20 protein-coding genes are annotated in these 23,493 nt (G+C 53.1%); 12 read left to right on the top strand and 8 right to left on the bottom strand.

Annotated elements, in window-relative coordinates:
* The first annotated feature begins 3 nt into the window (after nucleotides 1-3).
* From RIC19_RS09610 to RIC19_RS09595, 4 genes are all read left to right on the top strand, one after another.
* The gene (locus tag RIC19_RS09610; RefSeq protein ID WP_350178094.1) at nucleotides 4-735 is read left to right on the top strand and encodes a WD40/YVTN/BNR-like repeat-containing protein; all 732 of its coding nucleotides are present in this window, start codon (nucleotides 4-6) and stop codon (nucleotides 733-735) included.
* A gap of 802 nt (nucleotides 736-1,537) precedes the next feature.
* Complete coding sequence (locus RIC19_RS09605; protein WP_350178093.1) at nucleotides 1,538-2,581, top strand: alpha/beta hydrolase; 1,044 nt, start codon at nucleotides 1,538-1,540, stop codon at nucleotides 2,579-2,581.
* Nucleotides 2,582-2,627: 46 nt separating this feature from the next.
* A complete protein-coding gene (locus tag RIC19_RS09600; protein WP_350178092.1) occupies nucleotides 2,628-3,617 on the top strand; it encodes a 3-keto-disaccharide hydrolase in 990 nt (329 codons plus the stop codon).
* A gap of 351 nt (nucleotides 3,618-3,968) precedes the next feature.
* Nucleotides 3,969-4,901, top strand: a complete 933-nt coding sequence (locus tag RIC19_RS09595; RefSeq protein ID WP_350178091.1) for an Rpn family recombination-promoting nuclease/putative transposase — start codon at nucleotides 3,969-3,971, stop codon at nucleotides 4,899-4,901.
* Nucleotides 4,902-4,970: 69 nt separating this feature from the next.
* Here RIC19_RS09595 and aat read toward each other — a convergent pair whose 3' ends face one another.
* Nucleotides 4,971-5,651, bottom strand: a complete 681-nt coding sequence (gene aat, locus RIC19_RS09590) for a leucyl/phenylalanyl-tRNA--protein transferase (protein ID WP_350178090.1) — start codon at nucleotides 5,649-5,651, stop codon at nucleotides 4,971-4,973.
* Between the two features lie 116 nt (nucleotides 5,652-5,767).
* Nucleotides 5,768-7,114 carry an MATE family efflux transporter gene (locus RIC19_RS09585; protein WP_350178089.1) on the bottom strand — a complete coding sequence of 449 codons (1,347 nt, stop codon included), beginning with the start codon at nucleotides 7,112-7,114 and terminating at the stop codon, nucleotides 5,768-5,770.
* 148 nt (nucleotides 7,115-7,262) lie between these two features.
* Between RIC19_RS09585 and RIC19_RS09580 the strand changes: the two genes are divergently transcribed.
* The gene (locus tag RIC19_RS09580) at nucleotides 7,263-7,829 is read left to right on the top strand and encodes a glycoside hydrolase family 73 protein (protein WP_350178088.1); all 567 of its coding nucleotides are present in this window, start codon (nucleotides 7,263-7,265) and stop codon (nucleotides 7,827-7,829) included.
* A gap of 106 nt (nucleotides 7,830-7,935) precedes the next feature.
* Complete coding sequence (locus tag RIC19_RS09575) at nucleotides 7,936-8,361, top strand: CBS domain-containing protein (protein WP_350178087.1); 426 nt, start codon at nucleotides 7,936-7,938, stop codon at nucleotides 8,359-8,361.
* A gap of 5 nt (nucleotides 8,362-8,366) precedes the next feature.
* Here RIC19_RS09575 and RIC19_RS09570 read toward each other — a convergent pair whose 3' ends face one another.
* Nucleotides 8,367-10,241, bottom strand: coding sequence for a cation:proton antiporter (locus RIC19_RS09570; protein WP_350178086.1), 1,875 nt, complete (start codon nucleotides 10,239-10,241; stop codon nucleotides 8,367-8,369).
* A gap of 173 nt (nucleotides 10,242-10,414) precedes the next feature.
* Between RIC19_RS09570 and RIC19_RS09565 the strand changes: the two genes are divergently transcribed.
* Entirely contained in the window at nucleotides 10,415-11,998 is a 1,584-nt protein-coding gene (locus RIC19_RS09565; RefSeq protein ID WP_350178085.1) for a peptide chain release factor 3, read from the top strand.
* 65 nt (nucleotides 11,999-12,063) lie between these two features.
* Here RIC19_RS09565 and RIC19_RS09560 read toward each other — a convergent pair whose 3' ends face one another.
* The gene (locus RIC19_RS09560) at nucleotides 12,064-12,687 is read right to left on the bottom strand and encodes a TetR/AcrR family transcriptional regulator (protein ID WP_350178084.1); all 624 of its coding nucleotides are present in this window, start codon (nucleotides 12,685-12,687) and stop codon (nucleotides 12,064-12,066) included.
* Between the two features lie 112 nt (nucleotides 12,688-12,799).
* On the opposite strand from RIC19_RS09560, the gene RIC19_RS09555 reads away from it, so the two are divergent.
* Nucleotides 12,800-13,030, top strand: coding sequence for a hypothetical protein (locus tag RIC19_RS09555; RefSeq protein ID WP_350178083.1), 231 nt, complete (start codon nucleotides 12,800-12,802; stop codon nucleotides 13,028-13,030).
* Nucleotides 13,027-13,404: a hypothetical protein gene (locus tag RIC19_RS09550; protein WP_350178082.1), complete on the top strand. Its 378-nt coding sequence runs from the start codon at nucleotides 13,027-13,029 to the stop codon at nucleotides 13,402-13,404. Before RIC19_RS09555 ends, RIC19_RS09550 begins: the two co-directional genes overlap by 4 nt.
* A gap of 179 nt (nucleotides 13,405-13,583) precedes the next feature.
* Here the strand turns inward: RIC19_RS09550 and RIC19_RS09545 are convergent, their stop codons facing one another.
* The gene (locus RIC19_RS09545) at nucleotides 13,584-14,489 is read right to left on the bottom strand and encodes a hypothetical protein (RefSeq protein ID WP_350178081.1); all 906 of its coding nucleotides are present in this window, start codon (nucleotides 14,487-14,489) and stop codon (nucleotides 13,584-13,586) included.
* Nucleotides 14,490-14,570: 81 nt separating this feature from the next.
* Here RIC19_RS09545 and RIC19_RS09540 point away from each other — a divergent pair, with 81 nt between their 5' ends.
* Together RIC19_RS09540 and RIC19_RS09535 are read left to right on the top strand one after the other, a co-directional pair.
* Nucleotides 14,571-15,884 (top strand): acyltransferase family protein, encoded by a 1,314-nt coding sequence (locus RIC19_RS09540; protein WP_350178080.1) that lies wholly within the window; start codon nucleotides 14,571-14,573, stop codon nucleotides 15,882-15,884.
* A 12-nt stretch (nucleotides 15,885-15,896) separates the two neighbouring features.
* On the top strand, nucleotides 15,897-17,489 hold the full coding sequence (locus RIC19_RS09535) for a sulfatase family protein (RefSeq protein ID WP_350178079.1): 1,593 nt from the start codon (nucleotides 15,897-15,899) through the stop codon (nucleotides 17,487-17,489).
* Here RIC19_RS09535 and RIC19_RS09530 read toward each other — a convergent pair whose 3' ends face one another.
* Nucleotides 17,490-18,221, bottom strand: a complete 732-nt coding sequence (locus RIC19_RS09530) for a DUF6503 family protein (protein WP_350178078.1) — start codon at nucleotides 18,219-18,221, stop codon at nucleotides 17,490-17,492.
* 3 nt (nucleotides 18,222-18,224) lie between these two features.
* On the bottom strand, nucleotides 18,225-18,689 hold the full coding sequence (locus RIC19_RS09525; RefSeq protein WP_502930830.1) for a class I SAM-dependent methyltransferase: 465 nt from the start codon (nucleotides 18,687-18,689) through the stop codon (nucleotides 18,225-18,227).
* Between the two features lie 553 nt (nucleotides 18,690-19,242).
* Between RIC19_RS09525 and RIC19_RS09520 the strand changes: the two genes are divergently transcribed.
* Nucleotides 19,243-22,353 carry a basic secretory protein-like protein gene (locus tag RIC19_RS09520; RefSeq protein ID WP_350178076.1) on the top strand — a complete coding sequence of 1,037 codons (3,111 nt, stop codon included), beginning with the start codon at nucleotides 19,243-19,245 and terminating at the stop codon, nucleotides 22,351-22,353.
* An 875-nt stretch (nucleotides 22,354-23,228) separates the two neighbouring features.
* Here the strand turns inward: RIC19_RS09520 and RIC19_RS09515 are convergent.
* Nucleotides 23,229-23,493 (bottom strand): hypothetical protein (locus RIC19_RS09515; protein ID WP_350178075.1); only part of this gene is annotated, 265 nt, incomplete at its 5' end.

Genomic DNA, 23,493 nt, shown 5'->3' with positions numbered 1-23,493 from the left:
ATCATGAGAAAAGGACTTACCTTTTGTCTTATGCTCTTCTGTTGCCTATGCATGGAAGCACAGCCTCAATGGTTTACCATGGGACAAACGATTAACAATGGGCGGATTGAGGATATTTGCTTTATAGACCGTGAAACAGGCTGGGCCGTAAGTGCTGGTGGACAAATCTTTTACACTAACGACGGAGCTGTCACCTGGGAGCTGCAATATGGGAATACTTATTTCTTAAGGAGCGTAGGTTTCGCAGACAGCCAACTCGGGTTTGCAGGAACACTGGACAATGTTTTTCTGAAAACGGAAAACGGTGGAGCAGATTGGATAGATATTACGGCTCAGTTGCCCATCGTGCCAAGCGGTATTTGCGGTATGCAATGGCTGGATGATCAGCACTTCTTCGCAGTGGGGGCCTGGTTTGAACCAGCCTTTCTCATTCGTTCAGACGATAGGGGCGAAAGTTGGGAGGCACTTGACCTCAGTATGTATGCAAATGCCTTGGTTGATGTACATTTCATCTCGTCAGATACAGGTTTTGTATGTGGGAAAGGTACAAATGGTGGTATCATTCTTTACACTACGAATGGAGGAGAGGACTGGGAAGAATTGTACAGCACGGGAAATCCCGGTGATTTTGTATGGAAACTCCAATTTATTGATGAACAACATGTCGTTGCTTCAGTCCAGACCTTTGGTTTTGAAAGTTCGTTACCGTATTCCAATGATGGTGGGCTCACCTGAATAGGAAAACCTGTACCTGATGGCAATGCTCAGGGCGTTGGCTTTGTCACCCCGGAAAAAGGATGGATCGGGGGATATAAACCGGGCTTTCTGGCAACAGAAAATGCGGGGGACGATTGGGAATATGTCCCTTTTGGAGGCAACTACAATCGGTTTCAGGTATTTGACTCTACATTTGCCTACGCCGCTGGTTTTCAGGTGTATAAATACGTAGATACTGCTATGGTCGTTGCCCAAACGTCCCAGGAAACCGCTGAACGCCGGTTTGATCCTTATATTAGCGGTAACGCCCAATCCGGCCTTTCAGCAAGCTTCCATTTCTTTTCAACTCCCGAAGGTTAATAATGTAGACCTAAACTTATATGACAACAAAGGGACACTGGTTCAGCATGTCTTTAACGGAAGGTTACCTGCTGGCACACATCGTTTTCCCATTGAAACCACTCGCGGGAACGGATATTTCCTGGTTGGACTTCAATTGAATGAAGGGCTGTTTTCTGTCCCGATAGTGGTGCGATAAGAAGTCTGTAATAAGAGAAGAAGCCCGGCGCCATTCATCTGAGAGACAACGGCTTTCATTTTGATAATATTTCCACTAAAGAACAGGGCAAATCAATGATTATTTATGTGCAAAAGGCTCATTCGCTGATGTTTGAAGAAACGCTGAAATTCAATCAGGATGTGGCAGCCTTCATTGAGCAAAACCGGTAATAGTTAAGCTAAATATTTATCTGCCATAGCGTGGCTCTGATACGTCCATATTCGCTAAATTAGTGCTTACCCTCAATCATAAATGATACCAATGCTAACCAAAAAAACAATTTCCACTCCCCGCTTAGCACAGTTTGTGCGCTTTTTCCGCGAAAGCGGCACGCCTGTATTTTTCATCCACGGCAATGGCAGCTCTTCCTTCTTTTGGGAAGAAACCATGCAGAATCTGCCCGAAGGTTTCAGGGGTATAGCGCCTGACCTGCGCGGCTACGGCGATACGGAAGACCAAGTCATAGATGCGACCCGTGGCATGGCCGACTGGGTTGCCGATTTTCAGGCTTTGCGCGAGGCGCTTGGCATTGAACGCTATCATATTGCCGGGCATTCGCTGGGCGGCGCGTTCCTTTTTCCACTCATTGCTGAAGAAGGCGAACGCGTGCTGTCGGCTACTTTGGTGGCCCCAGGCTCCCCATTTGGCTTTGGAGGTACAAAAGACGAGAAAGGGACACCTAACTATGCTGATTTTGCCGGCTCAGGCGGAGGTATCGTCAACGCTGAATTTGCCAAATTAATGGGCGAAAAGGACAGGGGGAGCGATAATCCGCAAGCCTCGCCCCGCGTAGTCATGAACACCTTCTACTGGAAGCCGCCTTTCAAGCCGGAACGGGAGGAAGAATACCTGAGCTCGCTGCTGAGCCAAAAGACAGGCGACACCAAGTACCCCGGCGACTTTGTGCCTTCCGAAAACTACCCCTTCGTGGCTCCTGGAAATTATGGGCCTATCAATTCCACCTCACCTAAGTATATCGGGGCGTCGGTTGAAAAATTCATTCATGCCGAAGCTAAGCCACCTATTTTGTGGGTACGCGGCGCCGATGATCAGATCGTTTCGGACAATTCCCTGTTCGATTTTGGCACACTTGGCAAACTGGGGCTGATCCCCAACTACCCTGGCGAGGAAGTATACCCACCACAACCTATGGTGAGCCAAACCCGCTACGTACTCGAACAGTATCAGCGCAATGGGGGTACCTACACCGAAGCGGTTTTTGATGATTGCGGGCATACGCCTTTTGTAGAAAAACCGGAGCAGTTTTTAACCCGGTTCCATCCCTTTTTGGAAAACCATAAATAATGGTTTATTTCAAGACTTCTTTACCACAACCAAAACAAAAGGAATAATGATGAAGGATTTAAAAAGAGCTTTGCTTTTAGCAGTATGTACAGTGATGGCTTTTTCCACCCTGTCTGCACAACGCGTGGAGAGCGATTCGGAACTGATTGGCAAATGGGACCTTACCATCACAATGGAGCAAGACCAGCTGAAAAAACTCGGTATTTTCAGGCACGGGCTGATGTCATCTAAGGGCTTCCCGGGATGGCTGCAGGTGAAGCTGTCGGGCTTCTCTACGCTCGTGGGCTACTACGTGGGGTACGAAGGCAGCGCCCGCCCCATTGCCGAAATCCACTACGACGAAGCAAAAGATAAGTACCACTTTACCATCCCGCCACAGTGGATGGACATTGATGATATTTACTTTGAGTTCAGCCTGAAAGACGACAAGCTGTCGGGCTATAAAATGCTCGACGGGAATAAGCTCAAGTTTACCGGCGTGCGCGCACCAAGCCTGACAAGAGCCGAGCCACCGGTATGGGGAACGCCCATCAATTTGCTCACTGAGAATATGGACCGCTGGATCATCCCGGAAAACAATCAGTTCAAGATGGTTGATGGGATCATGATGAATGCCAAAAAAGGCGGCAACCTGATCTCCACTCAGAAATTTGATGACTTCAAGCTCAGCATTGAGTTCCGCTACCCCGAAGGCAGCAATAGCGGGATTTACCTTCGCGGGCGTCACGAGTTACAGATTGAGGACTCCAAAGGCCGCGCGGATGATGTTAGTATTGGCGGCATTTACGGATTTATCGCCCCAACGGTCAACGCAGCGAAAAAGCCAGGAGAGTGGCAGACCTATGAAGTCACCCTTGTGGGAAGGCACGTTACGGTAGTGCTCAATGGGGTTGAAGTGATTTCTAACCGGCCCATCCCCGGCATCACCGGTGGCTCACTGGACAGCAACGAAGGCGAGCCCGGCCCGATCATGATTCAGGGCGACCACGGGCCTATTGATTTCCGCAAGTTTGTAGTGACGCCTGCGGTGAACTGATCTTTCTAAACTTAGGCTGTCCCTATATCTGCTGAGGCTATGTTTGGAGCAGGCTTGCAATGCCGAACGCTTCACACATAGCCTCAGCAGATTTAGGGCGGTCTATGTTTTAAAAGACGAGGGCAATTGTGAATATATGGTCTTACATCCACTGGATGCCCACTATATGGAAGAAGGGAAATGGGACTATAATGCTTGCACGGGAATCATTCAGGTTAGGACTTTGAAGGATAGTTTGGTGTCTGAAATGGAGGTAATGGATTTGGAAGAAGATAAGTTGACCGTTAAACGATTGAAATAAAAAGTTTCAAATAATTTGGTTTTTTCAGAGGGTTTCCATATTTTGCTATTATGGTACGGCGCGACACACTCTGGAAAGCCCTCATTGAGGAATTGGTAGAAGACTTTCTGTATTTCTTCTTCCCGGCGTATATGGATCAGATAGATCTCAGGCGGGGCGTAGTATTTTTGGATAAGGACCTTGAACGAATCATGCCCGAGGCGGATACCAGGCGGCGGCATGCGGATAAACTCTTTAAAGTCTGGCTGAACGATGGTGAGGAGCATTGGTTTTTAGCACATGTCGAGGTGCAGGGTTATCCAGATGCAGATTTTGCTTTCCGGATGTTCCAGTATTATTACAGAATTTTGGATCGCTACAATAAGCCGGTTACGGCTATAGCCCTTTATACAGATACCAACCGGGCTTATCATGCTACTGCCTATCGGACTAGTTTTATGGGGACGGAACTTATTTATCGTTTTCAATCGTTCATATTGGCAGACAAAACCCCAGAGGATTTAAGGGCTTCGGGAAATCCATTTGGGTTAGCCCTGGAAACGGCTTACCGGGCATTAGATCCCAGGTTGAAAGAAGATAATCAATTGATGATCAGTAAACTGGAGCTGATGCGCCACTTATTGTCACGGGGGCTGGATAAAGCGAAAATCCGGCAGTTGTACAACTTCATCAATATGTATGTGTCCTTTCAAAATTCCGAGAATAAGCTTAAATTTGAAAATGAAGTACGCAAGATTACCAAATCACGAGAACCTATGGGACTGGAAGAAGCCATTTTAAAGGAAGTGCTGGAGCAAGGCATCGAACAAGGCATTGAGCAGGGCATCGAGCAAGGCGTCGAGCGTAAGGCTCATACCGTAGTAATCCGGGCTCATGAAAAAGGGCTTTCCGTGGTTGATATTGCTGAGATAGCAGGTCTGACTGTGGAAGAGGTAGCATCCATTATAGCGGATTACGAGGCAGGCAAAGGTACAAGCGCCTGAAGTGTTTATTGGAATGGAAAAAACAGCTTTTACAACAAACAACCTTCCGGTTAGATTGAAGAAACGTTCCTATCCCCACTTTCCCTCACCATCCGGGTGTGCATCATTTGCACGCAGAGCCTGTAAAAATTCCGGGCGGGGAATAGTCGTCGCTCCCAGGCTAAGCAGGTGGCCGGTCTCCTGCTGACAGTCAATTAGGGTGAAGCCCTGCGCTTTCAGCTGGCGGACGAGGGAGATGAAACCAAATTTAGAAGCATTGGAGGCCCTGGCAAACATAGACTCTCCAAAGAAGACCTTACCGATCGCGATACCGTACAGCCCGCCCACCAGCTCCTTATCTTTCCATACCTCTACCGAGTGCGCATAGCCTGCCTCGTGCAAACGGGTATAGCCTTCCATCATTTCCCGGGTAATCCAGGTACCTGCCTGACCGTCCCGTGGCTGTTGGGCGCAAGCCAGCATGACCTCCGTGAAGCACTGATCGAAAGTCACCTTAAATTTGCGCTGATTGAAATACGGGCGCATGCTTTTAGACACCTTCAGATCATTGGGGAATAGCACGCACCGGGGGTCCGGGCACCACCATAGGATGGGGTCACCGGGGGCGTACCAGGGAAAGATACCACTACGGTAGGCGAGTAGGAGGCGTTCTTCCGACAAGTCGCCACCCGCAGCAAGCAGGCCATCCGGGTTGGAAAGCGCCGGGTCGGGAAAGAGCAAGTACTCGGGGTCTAACCAGAAGACAGGCATGCTATCAGGTATTTGGGTTAATGATCGCCCAAAGTACACAAATCAGCCGGGCGTTTTGTTGCATGCCCTGACCGGACAAGTACGGTAAGCGACACGCTCTAAAGGTGAAGCGGTCCTCAGGATTTGGGTAGAGGGGGCGCCGTCTGCCGCCGTGTGAGCCGCAGAAATCGCAGGGTGAGCAGCACCGCACTGGCACTCAGCCCCAAGACCAGCCCAATCCAGATACCGGCAACATCAAGCTCCAGCACAAAGGCGAGCCAGTAGCCGGAAGGGATGCCAATAACCCAGTAAGCCAGCAGCACAAAAAAGGTGGGCACTTTTACGTCCTGAATGCCCCGCAACAGCCCCACTCCAATGGCTTGTACGGAATCCGATATTTGGAACACCGCCGTCAGAAAGAGCAGAGTGGCCGCAAACTCGATCACCCGCTGCTCATCGTTGAACAGCAGAGGCAGTTCGTGGCGGGTGAGCACGAAAAGGATGGCGCAAAGCAGCCCGTAGGCCGCTGCGATGACGAGGGTAGACTGCCCTACACTGCGGGCGTGCGCCCAGTCTTGCCGGCCGTAGGCGTACCCGACCCGTATGCTGCCGGCCGCACTAATGCCTACCGAGACCATAAAGGTAAAAGAAGCAATACTGATAGCGATTTGATGGGCTGCCTGCTGAATGTAGCCCAGCCACCCTGCCATAATACCTGATATGGCAAAAGCGCCTGCCTCCATACCATATTGCAGTGCCGCCGGGATACCGATGCGGAAGATATCCTGAAAGCGCTCCCAGCGTATTTGCAGCTGATCGGACAGGTGCTGCCGGTAAGGAGCAAAGCCTTTACCATAGGCGATGAGCCAGAAAAGGGCAATCATAGTGACTACGCGGGACGCCATAGTGCCAACACCGGCGCCTTCCAGCTCCATACGCGGGGCGCCCCACTCTCCAAAGATAAAGGCATAATTGACCAGCACGTTGACCGGGATGGCCAGCAGGGCGAGGTACATCGGCACCCGGGTACGGCCAAGGCCATCGGCAAACTGCTTCATAGCCATGAATACCGCCATTGGCACCATGCCCCAGCCCATCCAAATGAGGTAAGGGCGGGACAGCTCCGCTACAATCTCGTCCTGCCCAAAGTAGTCCACCATATCTACGCCCAGGTGAATGCCAATGGCAAACAAAAGTGACATCCCCGTGACGATCAGCCCGCCATTGAAGAGGATGCGCAGTGGCTTGTCGGGTTCCTGCTCGCCCAAAGCGGAAGCGACCAGCGGAGAAATCGCGGTGGTTAGCCCGATAGCCAGGACCAGCGGCAGGGTGATCAGGTTGTTGACAAAGGCTGCCGCTGCCAGCTGGGAGCTGTGGATAGCGCCCACCATGGCGCTGTCGATAATGCCCAGCGCGATCTGCGTCATATTGCCCAGTACGATGGGCCAGCCCAGCCTTAAAGTATGTTTGACCTCTTGCCACATAGGTTTAAAAATTGCGCGGCAAAGGTACAGGATTATCGGACTTGTTGCCGGGGTTTAAAGACATTGGTATATTTGGGCGATATTTTATCTGTCTCACAAGCCCAATCCGCCAAAAAAGAAATGATACGGGGTGGAAAAACGACGAAGCATGAAACGCCTCAGGCCATTAATCCGGTACAGCACTTTTGCACTCGGCCTTACGCTGGTGTGCAGCTTTATCTCTGAGCGCAATCAGGAAACTGCTACCGAGCGCCCCTGGAAAGTGAGGGCTTACATTCAGAAGCATGATTTTTTGGCGGAAGCCCTGCATCAGGAAACGGGCATCCCCAAGGCCATCATTTATGCGATGGCGGGGCTGGAAAGCGACTGGGGCCGGAGCGAACTGGCCCGGTACGCCAACAATCACTTCGGCATCAAGTCCAAACCCGACTGGCGCGGGTTGGAGTACTGCAAGCCTACACAGGAGTACGATGGGCAGCAGTTTCGTACGGAGAAAGAGTGCTTCAAGAAGTACCCCCTTATAAGGCGCAGCTATGAAGACTTTGGCTATTTTCTGATGCAGAACAAACGCTACGCTGCGCTACGGGGGCTGGAGGCAGACGACTACACCGGCTGGACGGATGCAATACAACGCGGAGGGTATGCCACAGACCCCGAGTACGCGCAGAAGCTAAGGGGCATTATTTGGCGCTACCGGCTGGCAAAATTGCCCTGATTACGTTGGGAACCGTAAATTTTTCTATTTATTAACCATTGGAATTTAGGGCTAATACCCAAAAGCCCTATTTTTGATTTTTTACAAAACCAAAACCAGCAATACCATGGACCTTAATGCGCCCATTTCCACTATAATGTCTACCGAACTCAAAACCGTTGCACCGGACAGCCCTGCTACTGAAATCGATACCCTGTTCAAGGAAAACCGAATTCACCACATCCCGGTACTCGATGAAAAGCGCAAAGTTGTGGGCATCGTAGGCAAATCAGACTTCCTGTACCTGCTCAGGGGGTATACCTCCCACGAGACCGACCGCTTCCGCGAAACCTCGAAGTTGCGCGCTTTCAAAGCGATGGAGCTCATGAAGGAGGAGGTGGAAACCCTCCGGGACAGCGACCCCATTAAAGAAGCGGTGCGCCTGCTGGCAGAAAACCGCTATCAGGCGCTGCCGGTAATCGATAAAGATGACAGTATCTGTGGTATTGTCACCACCCATGATATCCTGGACCTGATCAATAAGGCCGGTTAGCAGCGCTAATCGCCCAGGACTTCGCCTATGGACGGCTGTTCAAGCTTCCGGCCCAGGTAAACCACCTTCACCCCTTCCTCAAAGTCGAATTCATCAAGGCTGTGGGGAATGGGTTCCAGGTTGCCGTCTGTTGAGAGCAGGAACAGCGGTGCGGTATGCGTGTTGACTGCGGTGCGGTCCAGAATGCGCTCCACATCCTCTTTGGAGTCTACTTCCAGCTCGTGGATCGACGGATAATCACGGGCAATCTCGTTGAGGTTAAGGAAGTCGTCGGTATAGGAAAAGATGCCCTGCTGTGGCAGTTCCTCCCGGTTGCGCTTGAGCTCGTCGGGGGTGAGCAGCCGGAAAGAGCCATTCTCACCGAAAATCTTTTGGTACTTGCGCACAGCGTAGTTGTTGATGTCCGCGCTGCTCGTCATGGAGATCATATACCCCATATCGAGGAGCTCAAACTGGTCTGCAAGGTCATCGGTGTAAATATTGACATTATAAGCTTCTGTGCCCTCTTCCTTCGCTTTATTCACATTGCTTTCGTTGTTATCGATCAGGACCACGTGCCGGTTGCGGTTTTGGAGGTACTGGGCGATCATACGGCTGGCCCCGTTGGCCCCGATGATGAGAATGCCCTCTGAGCTGTCTAGTGTTACCTTAAGCAGGCGTGCAATGAGGCGCGCAGTAGTCGCATTGATAAGCACGGTGCCGAGTACAATCATAAAGACGAGCGGCACCAGAAATTCTGCATCCTCTACCGGTGGCGTTTCGGAAGTTAGCGTCAGGCCAAAGAGGGAGGCAATACCCGCCGCGACAATACCCCGCGGCCCTACCCATGAAATAAAGAGTTTTTCCCGGAAGTTGAGCTCCGAACGCCGGGTGCTGAGGAAGACGCCCAACGGCCTCAGGATCAACGTGATCGATAAAAAGAGCCCCAGGGCCCGCCAGTCGCTGATGATGATCTGAATATCATCCACATTGATGAGGGCGGCCAGGATGATAAATAAAATGGAGATCAGCAGCACGCTGAGCGACTCCTTGAAAGACAAAATTTCTTTGAGCCAGGGCACTTCCAGATTGCCCAGCACCATGCCCATGACGACTACCGAGAGCAGGCCTGACTCGTGCGCCAGTACATCTGAAAAGACGAAGATGAGCAGCACCATAGCCAGCGTGAATACATTGAGCAGATAATGCGGAATGAGGTCGCGGATGATAAACTGGTACAGTGCATACCCGGCGATTGCGCCCATCGCAAGACCGGTCAGCAGAATCTGGAAAAAGGAAACCAGCGCATGAGAAGTGAACTCCACGCCCCCTTCGGCCGAGCGGATAAACTCAAAGACCAATACGGCAACGAGCGCCCCGATGGGGTCTATGAGAATGCCTTCCCACTTCAGGACCGTACTGACGTTGCGGTTGAGCGGGATGTTTTGCAAAATAGGAGCAATTACCGTAGGGCCGGTCACGATAATGAGGGCACCGAACAGGAAGGAGATCGCCCAGTTGAGCCCCATCAGGTAATGCGCCGCCAGGCCAGCCCCGAGGAAAGTGATGAGCGAGCCAATCGTGATCATTTTGAGGATTGCTGGCCCCACGCCTGCAATTTCTTTCCTTTTCAGCGTGAGCCCCCCTTCAAAGAGGATGATGCCGATCGCCAGGGAAACAAAGGAGAACAAATATTCGCCCGGAAAGATACCAATTGCGCCGTCTGCCCCTCTGACCAGCAGCGGTTCCAGTAGTTTTTCGCCATCATAGGTAAAGAACGTGGAAATCGGCCCGACGAGCAGCCCAATCAGGATTAGCGGCAAAATAGCGGGCACCTTGATGCGCCAGGCCAGCCATTGTGCGAATATGCCTAAAACGATGATGCCGGATAGTTCGAGCATAAGTTGGTTTCTAGTTAGTAAGGTACGGAAAAAAACCGTTGCCCTACAATTAACCCACATACGGCTGCCTTGGTTTGCACTGTCTTTATGCCCCTATAGCTAAATAACTGAAGATCGGCACTTTCGGCAGAAAATTAACTACCTTTGCGCCTCCTAAATTTCACGCAATCTATATGTCTTTTAACAAAGAACTCAACCGGCGCCGCACTTTCGGCATTATCAGCCACCCGGATGCCGGCAAAACGACCCTCACGGAAAAATTACTGCTTTTTGGCGGGGCCATTCAGGTGGCCGGTGCCGTAAAGTCGAATAAAATTAAACGCAGCGCCACCTCCGATTTTATGGAGATTGAGCGGCAACGGGGAATTTCGGTAGCGACCTCCGTCATGGCGTTTGAGTACCGAAACCTGAAGATCAATATCCTCGATACACCTGGCCACCAGGATTTCCAGGAAGACACTTACCGCACGCTTACGGCAGTAGATAGTGTGATTGTGGTGATCGATGTAGCCAAGGGCGTGGAGGCACAGACCGAAAAGCTGGTCAACGTGTGCCGGATGCGCAATACGCCCATCATCGTTTTTATCAATAAGCTGGACCGTGAGGGGCTCGATGGTTTTGACCTGCTCGATGAGCTGGAGCAAAAACTGGGGCTTACTGTGCGGCCGCTGAGCTGGCCGATTGGCATGGGTCAGCGCTTCAAGGGGGTCTACAGCATGTACGAGCAGAAGCTGGTCCTGTTCCGGCCACACGGCAAGCAGGAGGAGGAGGAAGAAACCATCGAAATCAATGACCTGGCGGATACCCAACTGGACGACCTGGTGGGTAAAGCTGCAGCTGATGAACTGCGGGAGGAGGTCCACATGGTAGAGTCAGTTTATCCTAAATTTGACCGGCAGGCATACCTCGACGGCAAGCTTTCTCCGGTTTTCTTTGGTTCAGCCATCAACAACTTCGGCGTGCGCGAGCTGCTCGATTGTTTTGTGGAAGTAGCACCACCACCACTGGGGCGGGTTACTGAGGAACGGGAGGTGAAGCCTACGGAAGATAAATTTGCAGGCTTCGTTTTCAAGATACACGCCAATATGGACCCCAACCACCGGGACCGTATTGCCTTTCTGCGCGTATGTTCGGGCCGGTTTGAGCGCAATACCAACTACCTGCACGTGCGGCAAAACCGCAAGATGAAGTTTCCTAACCCCACGAGCTTTATGGCGGCCAAGAAGACCATCCTGGAAGAAGCCTACCCCGGCGATGTGGTCGGGCTCTACGATAGCGGCAACTTCAAAATTGGGGATACCCTCACCGAGGGCGAAGTACTCCACTTTAAGGGCATTCCGAGTTTTTCTCCGGAGCAGTTCCGCTTTGTCAATAACGCCGACCCCCTCAAGTACAAGCAGCTCGACAAGGGATTGGCACAACTCATGGACGAGGGCGTTGCCCAGCTTTTCACCAAAGAAGACAATAACCGGAAAATCATTGGTACCGTGGGCGCCCTTCAGTTTGAGGTCATTCAGTACCGTCTGGAGCACGAGTATGGGGCTAAGTGCAGCTACGAGCCGGTCAACCTCCACAAAGCCTGTTGGGTGACTTGCGAAGACGAGAAAGCCCTGAAGGCGTTCATACAGCGCCGCAAGCGCGACCTCGCCCGCGACAAGCACGGGCAGCTCGTCTACCTGGCGGAGTCTGCCTGGTCGCTGCAAATGGCACAGGAGAACCACCCGGAGGTGCAATTCCATTTCAAGAGCGAATTTTAGGCTATTTGGTCAGGTGCTGAATCCATGGGGCGGGAAACATCCTGTTGTGTGCGATCCGGGACAGGTCAGTGCTGCTCATTCATCAGGCCCCGGTAAGCTTTGAGCCCTTTCTCAGTGAGGTAAGGCACGAATATCGACATCATTGCCCGGTGGTAGTGCTGTACGACCTGTTCTCCTGTTTCCTCGTACTGAATGGCCGACTCCGTGATCCAGTGGTTCCCAATAATAAGCAAGTTGGTAATAAAGGCTTCATAGTGCCCGGGCAGTGGCGCCGGCTGCATCCATCCCCCATCGATAAGCTGCTGTAAACCCTCCTGCATTTGTTGCCGGCGCAGTGCCATGAGTTGATGGAAATTATGGCGCATGCGTTCAATCCGGCGAATAATCCGCGCAAAATCCAAAAGCAAAAAACGGTAGCGGTACAGCAATTGAAAAGTGGCATACGATTGGGACCAGGTGGCCGCTAAATCCAGCGGTTGGATAGTAAGCACTCCAACGACTCCCGCTGTTTCGGCAACCAACTGCAGATAAAGGGCTTCAATAAGCTCGTCCGTGTTTTTAAAATGATAGCATAAGTTACCATGGCTAATCCCCACTTCCTCAGCCACACTGCGTACCGTAGTTTGGTCTGTACCTGTCGTGTTGAATTGCCGTAGCGCAGCCTGCAGTATGCGTTCCTTTGTCTTCATCTTCGCCCAAAATACAAAATACACCGACTAAAATAGATTAGAACGGTTGTTCTATTTTAGATAGTTTAGTACATTTGTTCTAATTGTATCAAACCCACTAAATTCAACCTAAATGGACGCACAGCCACCCGACTCTGAAGCACCCCGGGCCCATGAGGAAACCCTGGATAAGGTGAAGTCCACCTACCGCACCCTCGATCAGCGGCTTTCTATCAACGAAGGAGATCATTTAGCCGTAGTGGTGTTAAAAATCGGGCTTCGTTTGTTAGCCCTTGCCGTTATGATCCTGCTTTCTCCATTTTTGCTCATCGGCCTGCTAGTGGCCTTCATGGCGGTGTTATGAGAAGGCGGCTGTGGTGGGCGGCACTGGGTGGCTTACTGCTGCATCAGATCGCGCAGAAAGGGTTGGGGTGGGCATGTAGACTGGCGGATGCTTACCTCGACCCGCTGCTTTGCATGCCCTTGCTGCTCGGTCTTGCAGAGTGGGAATGGGGCCGGCTTTTTGACAAAAGCCAATTGCAGCCGCTGGAAATCGTCCTGCTTACCACTGGGGCTATCTTTCTTTTTGAATGGGGCTTCCCGGCCTGGTCTGCTGCGTTCACCGCTGATCTTCGGGATATCCCTGCCTACATAACCGGCAGCATCGTTTTTAGCATAGCTAATAAAACAAAAAATACCGGCAACCTCAACGGCGGCAACCGGCGCTCCTGCACCTGAATACCTGCCCCGGTAATGCCGGTGGAGGGCAGGCTCACCAAAGGGACACCGCTATTTGCATCATACCGTCGCCAGTCAGAGCATCAGCATACAGAAAGGGCGGTGTCTGAACGCCCGCTAAGTGTATGTTTGCAGGTGCACTTCGACTGATAGGACAAGCGTGAGAAGTGATAATTCTGTCACTTCTCACGCTGGTCCAGGAGCCAGGAACAACTTCGCAGCAAATGCGCAAACTGCCGCTGCTCGTGCAGTACCGCATTATGGCCCAGGTCGGTATGCCAGAAAACAGTGCCGCTTTCGGGCAGCGCAGGCAGGCTTTCCCCCCTCCGGCTTTCCACTTCCGTAAAGGGGAGCGCCCAGGCCTGCAGGCTGCTGCGTAAACTACGGGTGGTGGACAGCGTACCACCTTCATCGGTATAGAGCAGGACAAGGCGGGGGCCGCCCCGTTCCACCCACATCGCGTACTTTTCCAGTTGCCCGTACAATCCATCAAACAGCCACACTTCACGGATACGTTCTGTCAGCCCGCCCTGCTGCAAAAGGTAGCTCATCACCCGGTACCCGCCGCTGTGCCCGGAGAGGATGAGGTGCCGGGGTGGCAGGCTGCGCAGGTGCAAATGCCGGGCAGCGACCCGGCTGACCTCCTGCATAAAGGCGGCAAAAGCGCCTGCGTCCTCCAGCTTCCCGCCATTGGAGTCCGGTGCCTGCCTGGGGCCCTGCGGGATGACCAGGATGGCGTTTTTGCCGGCCGCAGTGAGTTGCTCTGGCAGCTCAAAGGTCTGCAACACACTATCAACGCTATTCCACCACCCATGAAAGTGCACAATATAGTCCGCTGAGTCGCCCCGCTCAAAACCCGCCGGAATAAAAATCGCGACGGTGCTGTCCTGATAATGCCCTGCCCGTGAATAGTGCTGCCCGTCGTAGTCGTGCCCTTCCGCCCGGGATGGCGCTGGAAAGGGGGCGGTAGATAAAGCTGTTTTCAACAGCGTGCCCCCGGCGTACGGCTCCACCCGCACCGGCTGCGCCCAAAGGCTGCCGGCAGCCACCATCAATAGTAGGGAGAATAAGGTCGAACGAGACATAAGGCGCAATTTTATTTCCATAAGATTAGCAGGGCAAAAATATATTTTGTTTCTTCAAGCTACCAACTGCTGAATTCAAAAATGACAGCCAAGACAACGAAAAACCAACGCCTGATTTCCCTCGATATTTTCCGGGGGCTGGCCATTGCCGGTATGATCCTGGTGAACAACCCGGGGTCCTGGTCGACGGTGTACCCGCCTTTGCTGCACGCCAAATGGCACGGTTGGACGCCCACCGACTGGGTGTTCCCTTTTTTCCTTTTTGCGGTAGGCATGGCAATCCCGCTGGCGCTCGGCAAGCGCCTGGGGCAGCCGCAGGGGCAGATCCTGCGCAAAATCGGCATCCGCAGCCTGCTCATCTTCGGGCTGGGGCTGCTGCTGGCGGCTTTTCCGCATTTTAAGCTTACCGAGGCTACACCACCGGCCTTGCTGCCGGTACATTATGTGCTGGTTACCGTTTTTGTTTTGGGCCTTTTTCTCCGGGGCGTGGCTTTGGGGCAAAAACCGGTAAAAAGTACGCTGGCGGAGCAGGCCTTGTACACCGTGCTGGCTGCCGGCGTGGGCATCGCCCTCATCGGGCTGTTTTACGCTGACTACAGCACCCTGCGCATCCCGGGCGTGCTGCAGCGTATTGCCATCGTTTATGCGATCTGTGCCCTGCTGTTTCTCAATACGAGCTGGAAAGGGCAGTTAGGTATTGCCGTTGCCCTGCTGCTGGGCTACTGGGGCATCATGACTTTAGTGCCGGTGCCCGGTGGCATCGCGCCTAACCTGGAACCGGGGACCAACCTCGGGGCATGGCTCGACCGAACGCTATTGGGTACCGGCCACCTCTGGAGCCAATCCAAAACATGGGACCCGGAGGGCTTGCTGAGCACCCTGCCGGCTATCGCTACCGGCATCAGCGGGATGCTGGCGACTTACTGGATGAAAAACGAACCCAATGCACAGCGGCGCTTCCTCGGGCTACTGGGTGCCGGGCTGTTGCTGGTGGCGCTTAGCGAGGGCTGGAACCTGGTATTCCCCATCAATAAAGCCCTGTGGACAAGCTCCTATGTGCTGCACAGCAGCGGCGTAGCTCTCCTCTTTCTCAGCCTCATTTACTGGCTGGCGGATGTCAAAGGGTACACCACCTGGGGCAAGCCCTTCTACGTGTACGGTGCGAATGCCTTGTTTGTCTTCGTACTGTCGGGCTTCGTGGCCAAGCTGAGCTACACCATCAGCTGGGAAGCAGGCGGACAGGCCGTGACACTCAAAACCTGGATTTACGATACTTTTTACACCTCGGTTTTCAGCCCCTACAACGCATCCCTGGCTTTTGCCATCACGAACGTCTTGTTCTTTTGGCTGCTGGCCTGGGCGCTGTACCGCAACCGGATTTACATCAAAGTTTAACCAAGCTATACCATGAGACTGCTGTTTTTTCTTTTCTTTTTTGGGGCCACCGGGCTTGCCTTCGGGCAGGGCACACCGGAGCGGCCGAACATCGTTTTCATGATGGCTGATGACCACGCCTATCAAGCCATCAGTGCCTACAACGATAAGCTCATCCAAACCCCCAATATTGACCGCCTGGCCAAAGAAGGGATGTTGTTTACCAATGCCTGCGTGACGAATTCCATCTGTGCGCCTTCCCGTGCCGTCATTCTCACCGGTAAGCACAGCCACATCAACGGCAAGATCGACAACCGCTTCCCTTTCGATACCACCAATGTGACCTTCCCGCAGCTGCTGCAGGAGGCCGGCTACCAAACGGCCATGTTTGGCAAACTGCACTTTGGCAACAGCCCTAAGGGGGTAGACGAGTTCAAAATCCTGCCCGGCCAGGGCAAGTACTACGGGCCGCGCTTCCTCACCAATACCGGCGATACGATCATCAAGGGCTACACCACCGATATCATCACCGACCTGACACTCGACTGGATGGACAACCGCCGCGACCCCGACCGCCCCTTCATGCTCATGTACCTGCACAAGGCGCCCCACCGGGAGTGGCTGCCACCGCAGCGCTACTACGAGCAGTACCTGAAGAAGACCTTCCCGGAGCCGGAGACCCTCTTCGACGACTACGAAGGCCGGGAGGCCGCCCAACAGGCCGAAATGAACCTTCTCGAGCACATGAACTGGGCGGGGGATTCCAAAATCTATCCGGAAGTGATGGAAGCGCTGGGCATACCACCGACTTCTGACTGGGACATCAACGCCCTGAAGCACGAACTGGCGCGCATGACCCCCGGGGAGCGTGCTGCCTGGGATGCCGCTTACGGCAAAATGAATGAGGACTTCAAAGCCCGTTTCCCCGAAATGAGCGAAAAGGACAAAATGCGCTGGCGCTACCAACGCTACATGCAGGATTACCTGGCCAGCATTGCTGCCGTAGATGAAAATGTGGGCCGCCTCCTCGACTATCTGGATGAGAACGGGCTGACTGAGAATACCATCGTGGTGTACACCTCAGATCAGGGCTTTTACCTGGGCGAGCACGGCTGGTTCGACAAGCGCTTCATCTATGACGAGTCCTTCAAAACCCCGCTGCTGGTGCGCTGGCCGGGGCAGGTGGAGGCGGGTTCCACCACGACCGAAATGGTGCAGAACCTCGATTTCGCGCAGACCCTCCTGGAAGTCGCCGGCGTAGAAGCCCCCGGTGATATGCAGGGCCAAAGCCTTGTGCCCCTGCTCCAAGGCGATACGGAAGCCTGGGGCCGGGAAGCCGTGTACTATCATTACTACGAATACCCGGCGGTGCATATGGTCAAGCGGCATTATGGCATCGTAACGGAGGACTACAAGCTCGTGCATTTCTACTACGATATAGACACCTGGGAGCTGTACGACCGCAAGCGGGACCCTCTGGAAATGAATAACCTCATCAACGATTTTGCGTACGCCGAAATCCGGGCACGCCTGGAAAAAGAACTGCAGGCGCTGCGGGTGAAGTACAAAGATTCAGAAGCACTGGATCAGCACTACATTGACCTGTACAAGCAGGCGGAGAAGTGATCAGAGGGCCTCAACCGTAATCACAATATCAGACCCCATGTAGGTGGAGTCTGCGATATTGTACCAATGCCGCATACGGGGCAGTTGCATGCCATTGACCGGGAGGAGCCCGTCGAGCTCCAGGTATTCAGCTGCACCCTCGCCGGCAGCCCGGTAGCCCCTGAGCTGAAAGTCGGACTGATCGAAGTAGAAAACCCACTGTTCGCCGATGATGGGGTTGTTGAGCCGGGCCGGAACGGCATAGCAGGCATAGGGCCCAAAGCTGACCGCTTCGACATCCTCCCCCAAAGAGACTTCAGGAGAGAAAAGCGTCATGGGCAGCCCGGTAAGGAGCTGGTAAAAGCTGCGGTAGCCCTGTGTGCGGTCGCATTGCAGGCGGTATTGCAGCACCGTGGCCGAATCGGCAGGATGAACGGGCTGCCCATCGATAAAGTTGTAGCAGCTGTCTGCCGTCATACCCCGGCGCACGAGCGTGCCCTCATAATTGCGCGTGACCTCAAAGGTCGATTCCGGTAAATTGAGCAGAATGGTGCTCTGCCGCTCCGGGAAGTTCGTCCGGGGCTCATCAATGATCATTTGAAAGTGGCTCAACGGCCATTGCTCCTCCGGATCATGGAACTGCAGGCTGCGCCTCAGGATATCCGATGCACCGGGCAGGGTAGCTTCCTGTACGGGCTCTTCTGCGGTATTGCAGGCCGTGAACAGGAAGAGCAGTAAGAATAATCGGTTCATGAATTATCTTTTCTGGCTGACCAATACAAAAGCAGGAGGCACGTTGATCGGGACGAAGTTCGTGTCCACGTTGCCAAAGATCGCGTTGTACAACGGCCGCATCACCAGGGAATAATGCACCTGTATGTACAAGCCGCTTTTCTTCAGGTACTGATGTGCTTTCCCAACGATCGCCCGGCCGAGTTCTTTGGGCAGGGCAACAAAAGGGATGGCAGAAACGACAAAATCGATTTCTTCGGCTCCGGCTTCGGCCAGGTATTTGCCGATATGCTCAGCGGAGTCCTCCACTACAATCAGCCGGTCGTCTTGTATCTCACGCATCTGTGCACAAAACTTAGGGTTCACCTCGAAGGCAATCAGCTTGGCATCGGGGCGCATACTGCGTAGGATATGCTTGGTGATGACTCCATCTCCTGCGCCCAACTCCACGATCACCTGAGCCTGCTCAAAGTCGATATGCTTGATCATGCCTTTGCACAGCTGTTTTGAGCTGCGGGTGAGCGTTCCTACGGTTTGGAGGTTTCTAATGCCCTCTCTAAAGAATTCTATGGTTCCCATTCATTTTTGATTAAGTCGCGAGATTTTTCGTGCTTGCATGCTCCGATCCCAGTACAGTCTCTTACTGCTTCTTCAGGGGAGTATACAAAAGCTGATGGAGTGTGAAGCACAACCGCTAAAGTACGAGGATTTTCGCACATCCAATAACGGGGCAAGCCCGGGCCTTTCCCGGTTCAGTTAACAGGCATTGCGCCTGACGCACGGCTGCTCAAAAAGCGCCCCGGAAAATCAACAGCCATGTACCGGCAGTCCCCTCCGTACGCTTTAAGAATACTTTAACCGCAGGGATGCACTTATTGCCTTTTTTAAGTGTTAGTAAAGGTAGGTAAAACGCTGAGCTACAACGTGGTGAAGCAAATACTTTTTTAAGGGCGTGTTGGGACTTTCGTAATCGGTCTGTCAGTTTTCGACTAGAAGACAAAAGTCCCAACACGCTCTAATACAGGATTTAAACAGACGAGCTATGAAAATACAAAAAACAGTAATCTTACTGGCTGCTGTCTTGTGCGTGCAAGCCTTGCCGGCACAGTACTTTGGGCGGAATAAAGCCAAGTATGAGACCTTCGATTTTGAGGTCTACGAAAGCCCCAACTTCGAAATTTACCACTACCTGCAAAACCCGGAACGCCTGCGCGAAATCACCGAGGAGGCCGAACAGTGGTATCGCATACATCAATATGTGCTGAAGGATACGATCAGGCAGCGCAACCCGCTCATTTTTTACAATGACCACGCCGACTTTCAACAGACCAATGCCATCTCCGGCAATATTGGCGTAGGTACCGGTGGGGTGACCGAAGCCCTGAAAAACCGGGTGATTATGCCCTTTGCGATGTCGCATCAGCAGACCCACCACGTGCTCGGGCACGAGCTGGTCCACGCCTTTCAGTACAATATGATCCTGAACGGCGACTCCACCAACCTCCAAAGCCTGCGTAACCTGCCGCTTTGGATGGTGGAAGGCATGGCAGAGTACCTCTCGATCGGCAGTATCGATGCCCACACAGCGATGTGGATGCGCGATGCCGTGCTCAATGATGACGTCCCCTCAATCAAAGACCTCAATAACCCCAAGTATTTCCCCTACCGCTACGGGCAGGTCTTCTGGGCCTTCCTGACCGGGCTCAGGGGCGATGAAATCGTGGAGCCTTTCTTTAAAGGAGTGGCTATGTACGGCTTTGATGAAGCCTGTAAGCGGGTCCTGGGCATGACTCAAAAAGATTTGTCCAAACTCTGGGTAGATGGCGTGAAGCGCCACTTCGGTGCCGCCTTTGATACCACCGCTGTTACCGACCGGGTGGTCGGGAAAGAACTCATCGGCAAGGAAAATGGCGGCCGTATGAACGTGGCACCGGAAATCAGCCCCAACGGCCGGTACGTGATCTTTTTATCCGAAAAAGACCTCTTTTCTATCGACCTCTTTCTGGCCGATGCCCGTACCGGGGAGGTCATCCGCAAGGTGGCAAGCAGCACCCGCGCCGGCCATATTGATGACTTTGACTACATCGAAAGCTCCGGCACCTGGTCGGCCAACAGCCGGGAGTTTGCCTTCGTCGCTTTCAGCAAGGGCCGCAATATCCTGGTCATTAAGGATGTGGAAACCGGCAAGACGGTGCGGGAACTGCGCCCCGATGGGCTGCAAGCTTTCAGCAACCCGGACTGGTCGCCCGATGGCATGCACTTCGTAGTGACGGGATTGGTGGAGGGTGAAACGGACCTCTATCAGGTCAACGCCCGTACCGGTGCCGTAGCTCCCCTCACGGACGATGCTTACTCCGAGTTGCACCCCAAGTGGTCGGAAGAGGGCAATACCATCGTCTTTTCCACCGACCGCTTGTCCCGGGAGCGGGGGCGCACTAATGGCCGCTGGGCCTTCAACCTGGCTACGCTGGATATGGCGAGCGGGCGCTCAACCGATATTGATGTTTTCCCGGGCGCTGACAACCTGAACCCGGTTTTCGATACTACCGGGAATATCCTCTTCCTGTCCAACCGGGACGGCTTCCGCAACATCTACCGCTACGAGCCGGGCAGCCAAAAGGTGTATCAGCTGACCGACCTGATTACCGGCGTGAGCGGCATCACCCACTATGCACCGGCTATTAGCATTGCACGGCGCAGAGACCGGGTGCTGTACACCTATTTCTCTCAGAATGGCTACCGCATCTACCGCGCCCGGCCGATCGACTTTCTGAATCAAGAAGTAGACCCGGACTCCGTAGACTTTAAAGCGGCGCAGTTGCCACGGTTCAATAAAATGGTAACGAGCAGCGTAGACCGTATTTTGCAGAAGCTGCCGGCAAAGGCAACGATTGCGGATTCTGCGCTGGCCCATGTGCCGTACAAGCCGAAATTCGAACTCGACTACGTAGGTGGCAGCGCGGGCGTAGGCGTAGGCACAAGCAACACTTTTGGCACACAAACCGGGCTGGCAGGAGGGGTGGATCTGCTCTTTAGTGATATCCTGGGCGACAATCAGTTGTACACAAGCCTGGCGCTGAATGGTGAGATCACCGACTTTGGCGGAGCCGTAGCCTACATCAACCGCAAACGGCAGCTCAACTGGGGCATGTCGGTTTCCCATATGCCTTTCCGGAGCTTTGCCTACGGCGGGCGGGGCTTTGAGTCCCTGGAAGTCGAGGAAGACCTGTTCATCCCGGTTGTGGCGGACTCCTTTTATGTGCGCCGCATTTTTGAAGATAAGGTGAGCGCGTTCGTATCCTACCCGTTTTCCACCACCCTGCGGGCAGAAGGCTCGATGGCCTACGCGCGTTACAGTTCGCGCCTTGATCAATACGTGAACTTTTACGAAACCGATGGTACCTACGTTGGCCGCCAATTGGGGCAGGAGCGCGAGAAGCTCGACAGCCCCGAAGGCTTCAACCTTTGGAATACAGGGGTGGCTGTGGTTGGTGATAATGCGCAGGGCGGGCTTGTCGGCCCACTGAACGGGCACCGGTTCCGTTTGGGTATTGACCGGTACTTTGGCGAGTTCAACTACTTTCAGGCCACGGCAGATTACCGCAAGTACAAGTACTTCGACTGGTTTGGGCTGGCCTTTCGGGCGATGCACATCGGGCGTTACGGACAGGGCGCCAACGAGCTGTTCCCCTACTACGCGGGCAGCAGCTGGTTCATACGCGGCTACAGCACAAGCGATGCGGGTGCTATCCTCAGTCAGAATGGCCGTTCTATCGAAGAGCTATTCGGGAGCAAGCTTGGCGTGGCCAACGTCGAAGTCCGCATTCCGTTTACCGGCCCTGAGCGGTTAGCACTCATCAAATCGGGCTTGCTGTTTACCGAGCTGACCCTGTTTGCTGATGCGGCAGTGGCCTGGTACGATTTTGACCAGCTGAGCGGTGCAACTTACCGTACAGACAACGAAGGGAACCCGCTCATCGGCCCTACCGGAGAGCCGATTGTGGACCGCTACGCGGCACAGCCTTTGATGAGCGTGGGCGCATCCGTGCGTGTCAATTTGTTTGGCGCTATGGTGCTTGAGCCTTATTGCGCTTTCCCGCTGCAGCGGAAAACCCAGGGCACCTTCGGGCTGAACCTCATTCCGGCCTGGTAGGCAGGGAAGGCTTCTGATCACTCAACGGGGCTATGGCGATCTAATGTCGTCATAGCCCCGTTGGTGTTTAGAGCGTATGGCCAAAAAAAGGAGGGCAACCCTGTCGGGTGCCCTCAGAAACTTGGATTAGTATGAAAAAACGATCTTGGTTTGCTTCATTCAATCCAAAAGTTGCCGTGCGTCAGAGCACAGCAACGACATTTGGATTAGTATGAAAAAAACTCTATTCCTCAACAGGCCGCAGCCTGAAATATGCGTTAAACCGGACTTGAAATAGGGGATCAAAATGTAGCGTTACCCTGCCGGGAAAGGCAGGTGCTAATCATTGATGATGTGCAGATTGTGCAAGCAAAAAATGCTCGCCGGCATTGTCTATTTCAGTCGGGTGTATGGTCAAAGGACGCTTCCTAAATAGATTTAGTTGCATCTCTTGGTGGTCAAGATGAGGGAATAAGTGTTAAAGTTCAAGTTTTGCGTGCCGCTTTTCTATGAATGCCCGCTTTTTTAAGACCAAAGCTGTTTTCCCACTGATTCCTGGCCCGGGCTTGCCATCCTATCCGGAAACCTTTATCTTACAGCCCTCTGCAAAGTGTCCAAAGGATCGAAACCTGAATAAAACCTATGCGCTAAGAGCGTGTTGGGACTTTTGTCTTCTAGTCGAAAACTAACAATTTTTTGGTTAGACGAGGCACGAAAACCGGAGTTTAGCCTGAGTTGAATAGCCTGTCCCGCAGTTTGCGGGAAGGATTTTCGGGACGAAGTATAAGCGAAAAAGTGTAGTTTGCAGGCCGATTACTAAAGTCCCAACACGCTCTAAGAGCAGGTTTACCGCTGGTCTCTGTTATCAATCAAGCGGCTCAAACCTATGCTGAACCCTATTTTAAACGGTGCTTCAAAGGCACCCTTAATCCCATGAAATGACGAACAAGACTAAGAGCGTGTTGGGATTTTACACTTCGGGCTGCTCTTGCCAAATTTCGTCCTGCTCTTCGTTGCTCGTCGGTCACGTAGCTAAGCAGGCTGACCGAAAACACATTTTGGGTTAGTATGACGATAAGATACCATGCGTAAAAACGCAGCGGCATTTTGTGCTTTGCGCCCCAGGTTTTCTGTAAATACCAAGCATGGCAGGTTATCCGA

The sequence above is a fragment of the Phaeodactylibacter sp. genome (assembly GCF_040219495.1).
Lineage (GTDB): Bacteria > Bacteroidota > Bacteroidia > Chitinophagales > Saprospiraceae > Phaeodactylibacter.
Note: the sequence above shows the minus strand (reverse complement) of the source record. Positions and strands in the feature narration are given on the sequence as shown.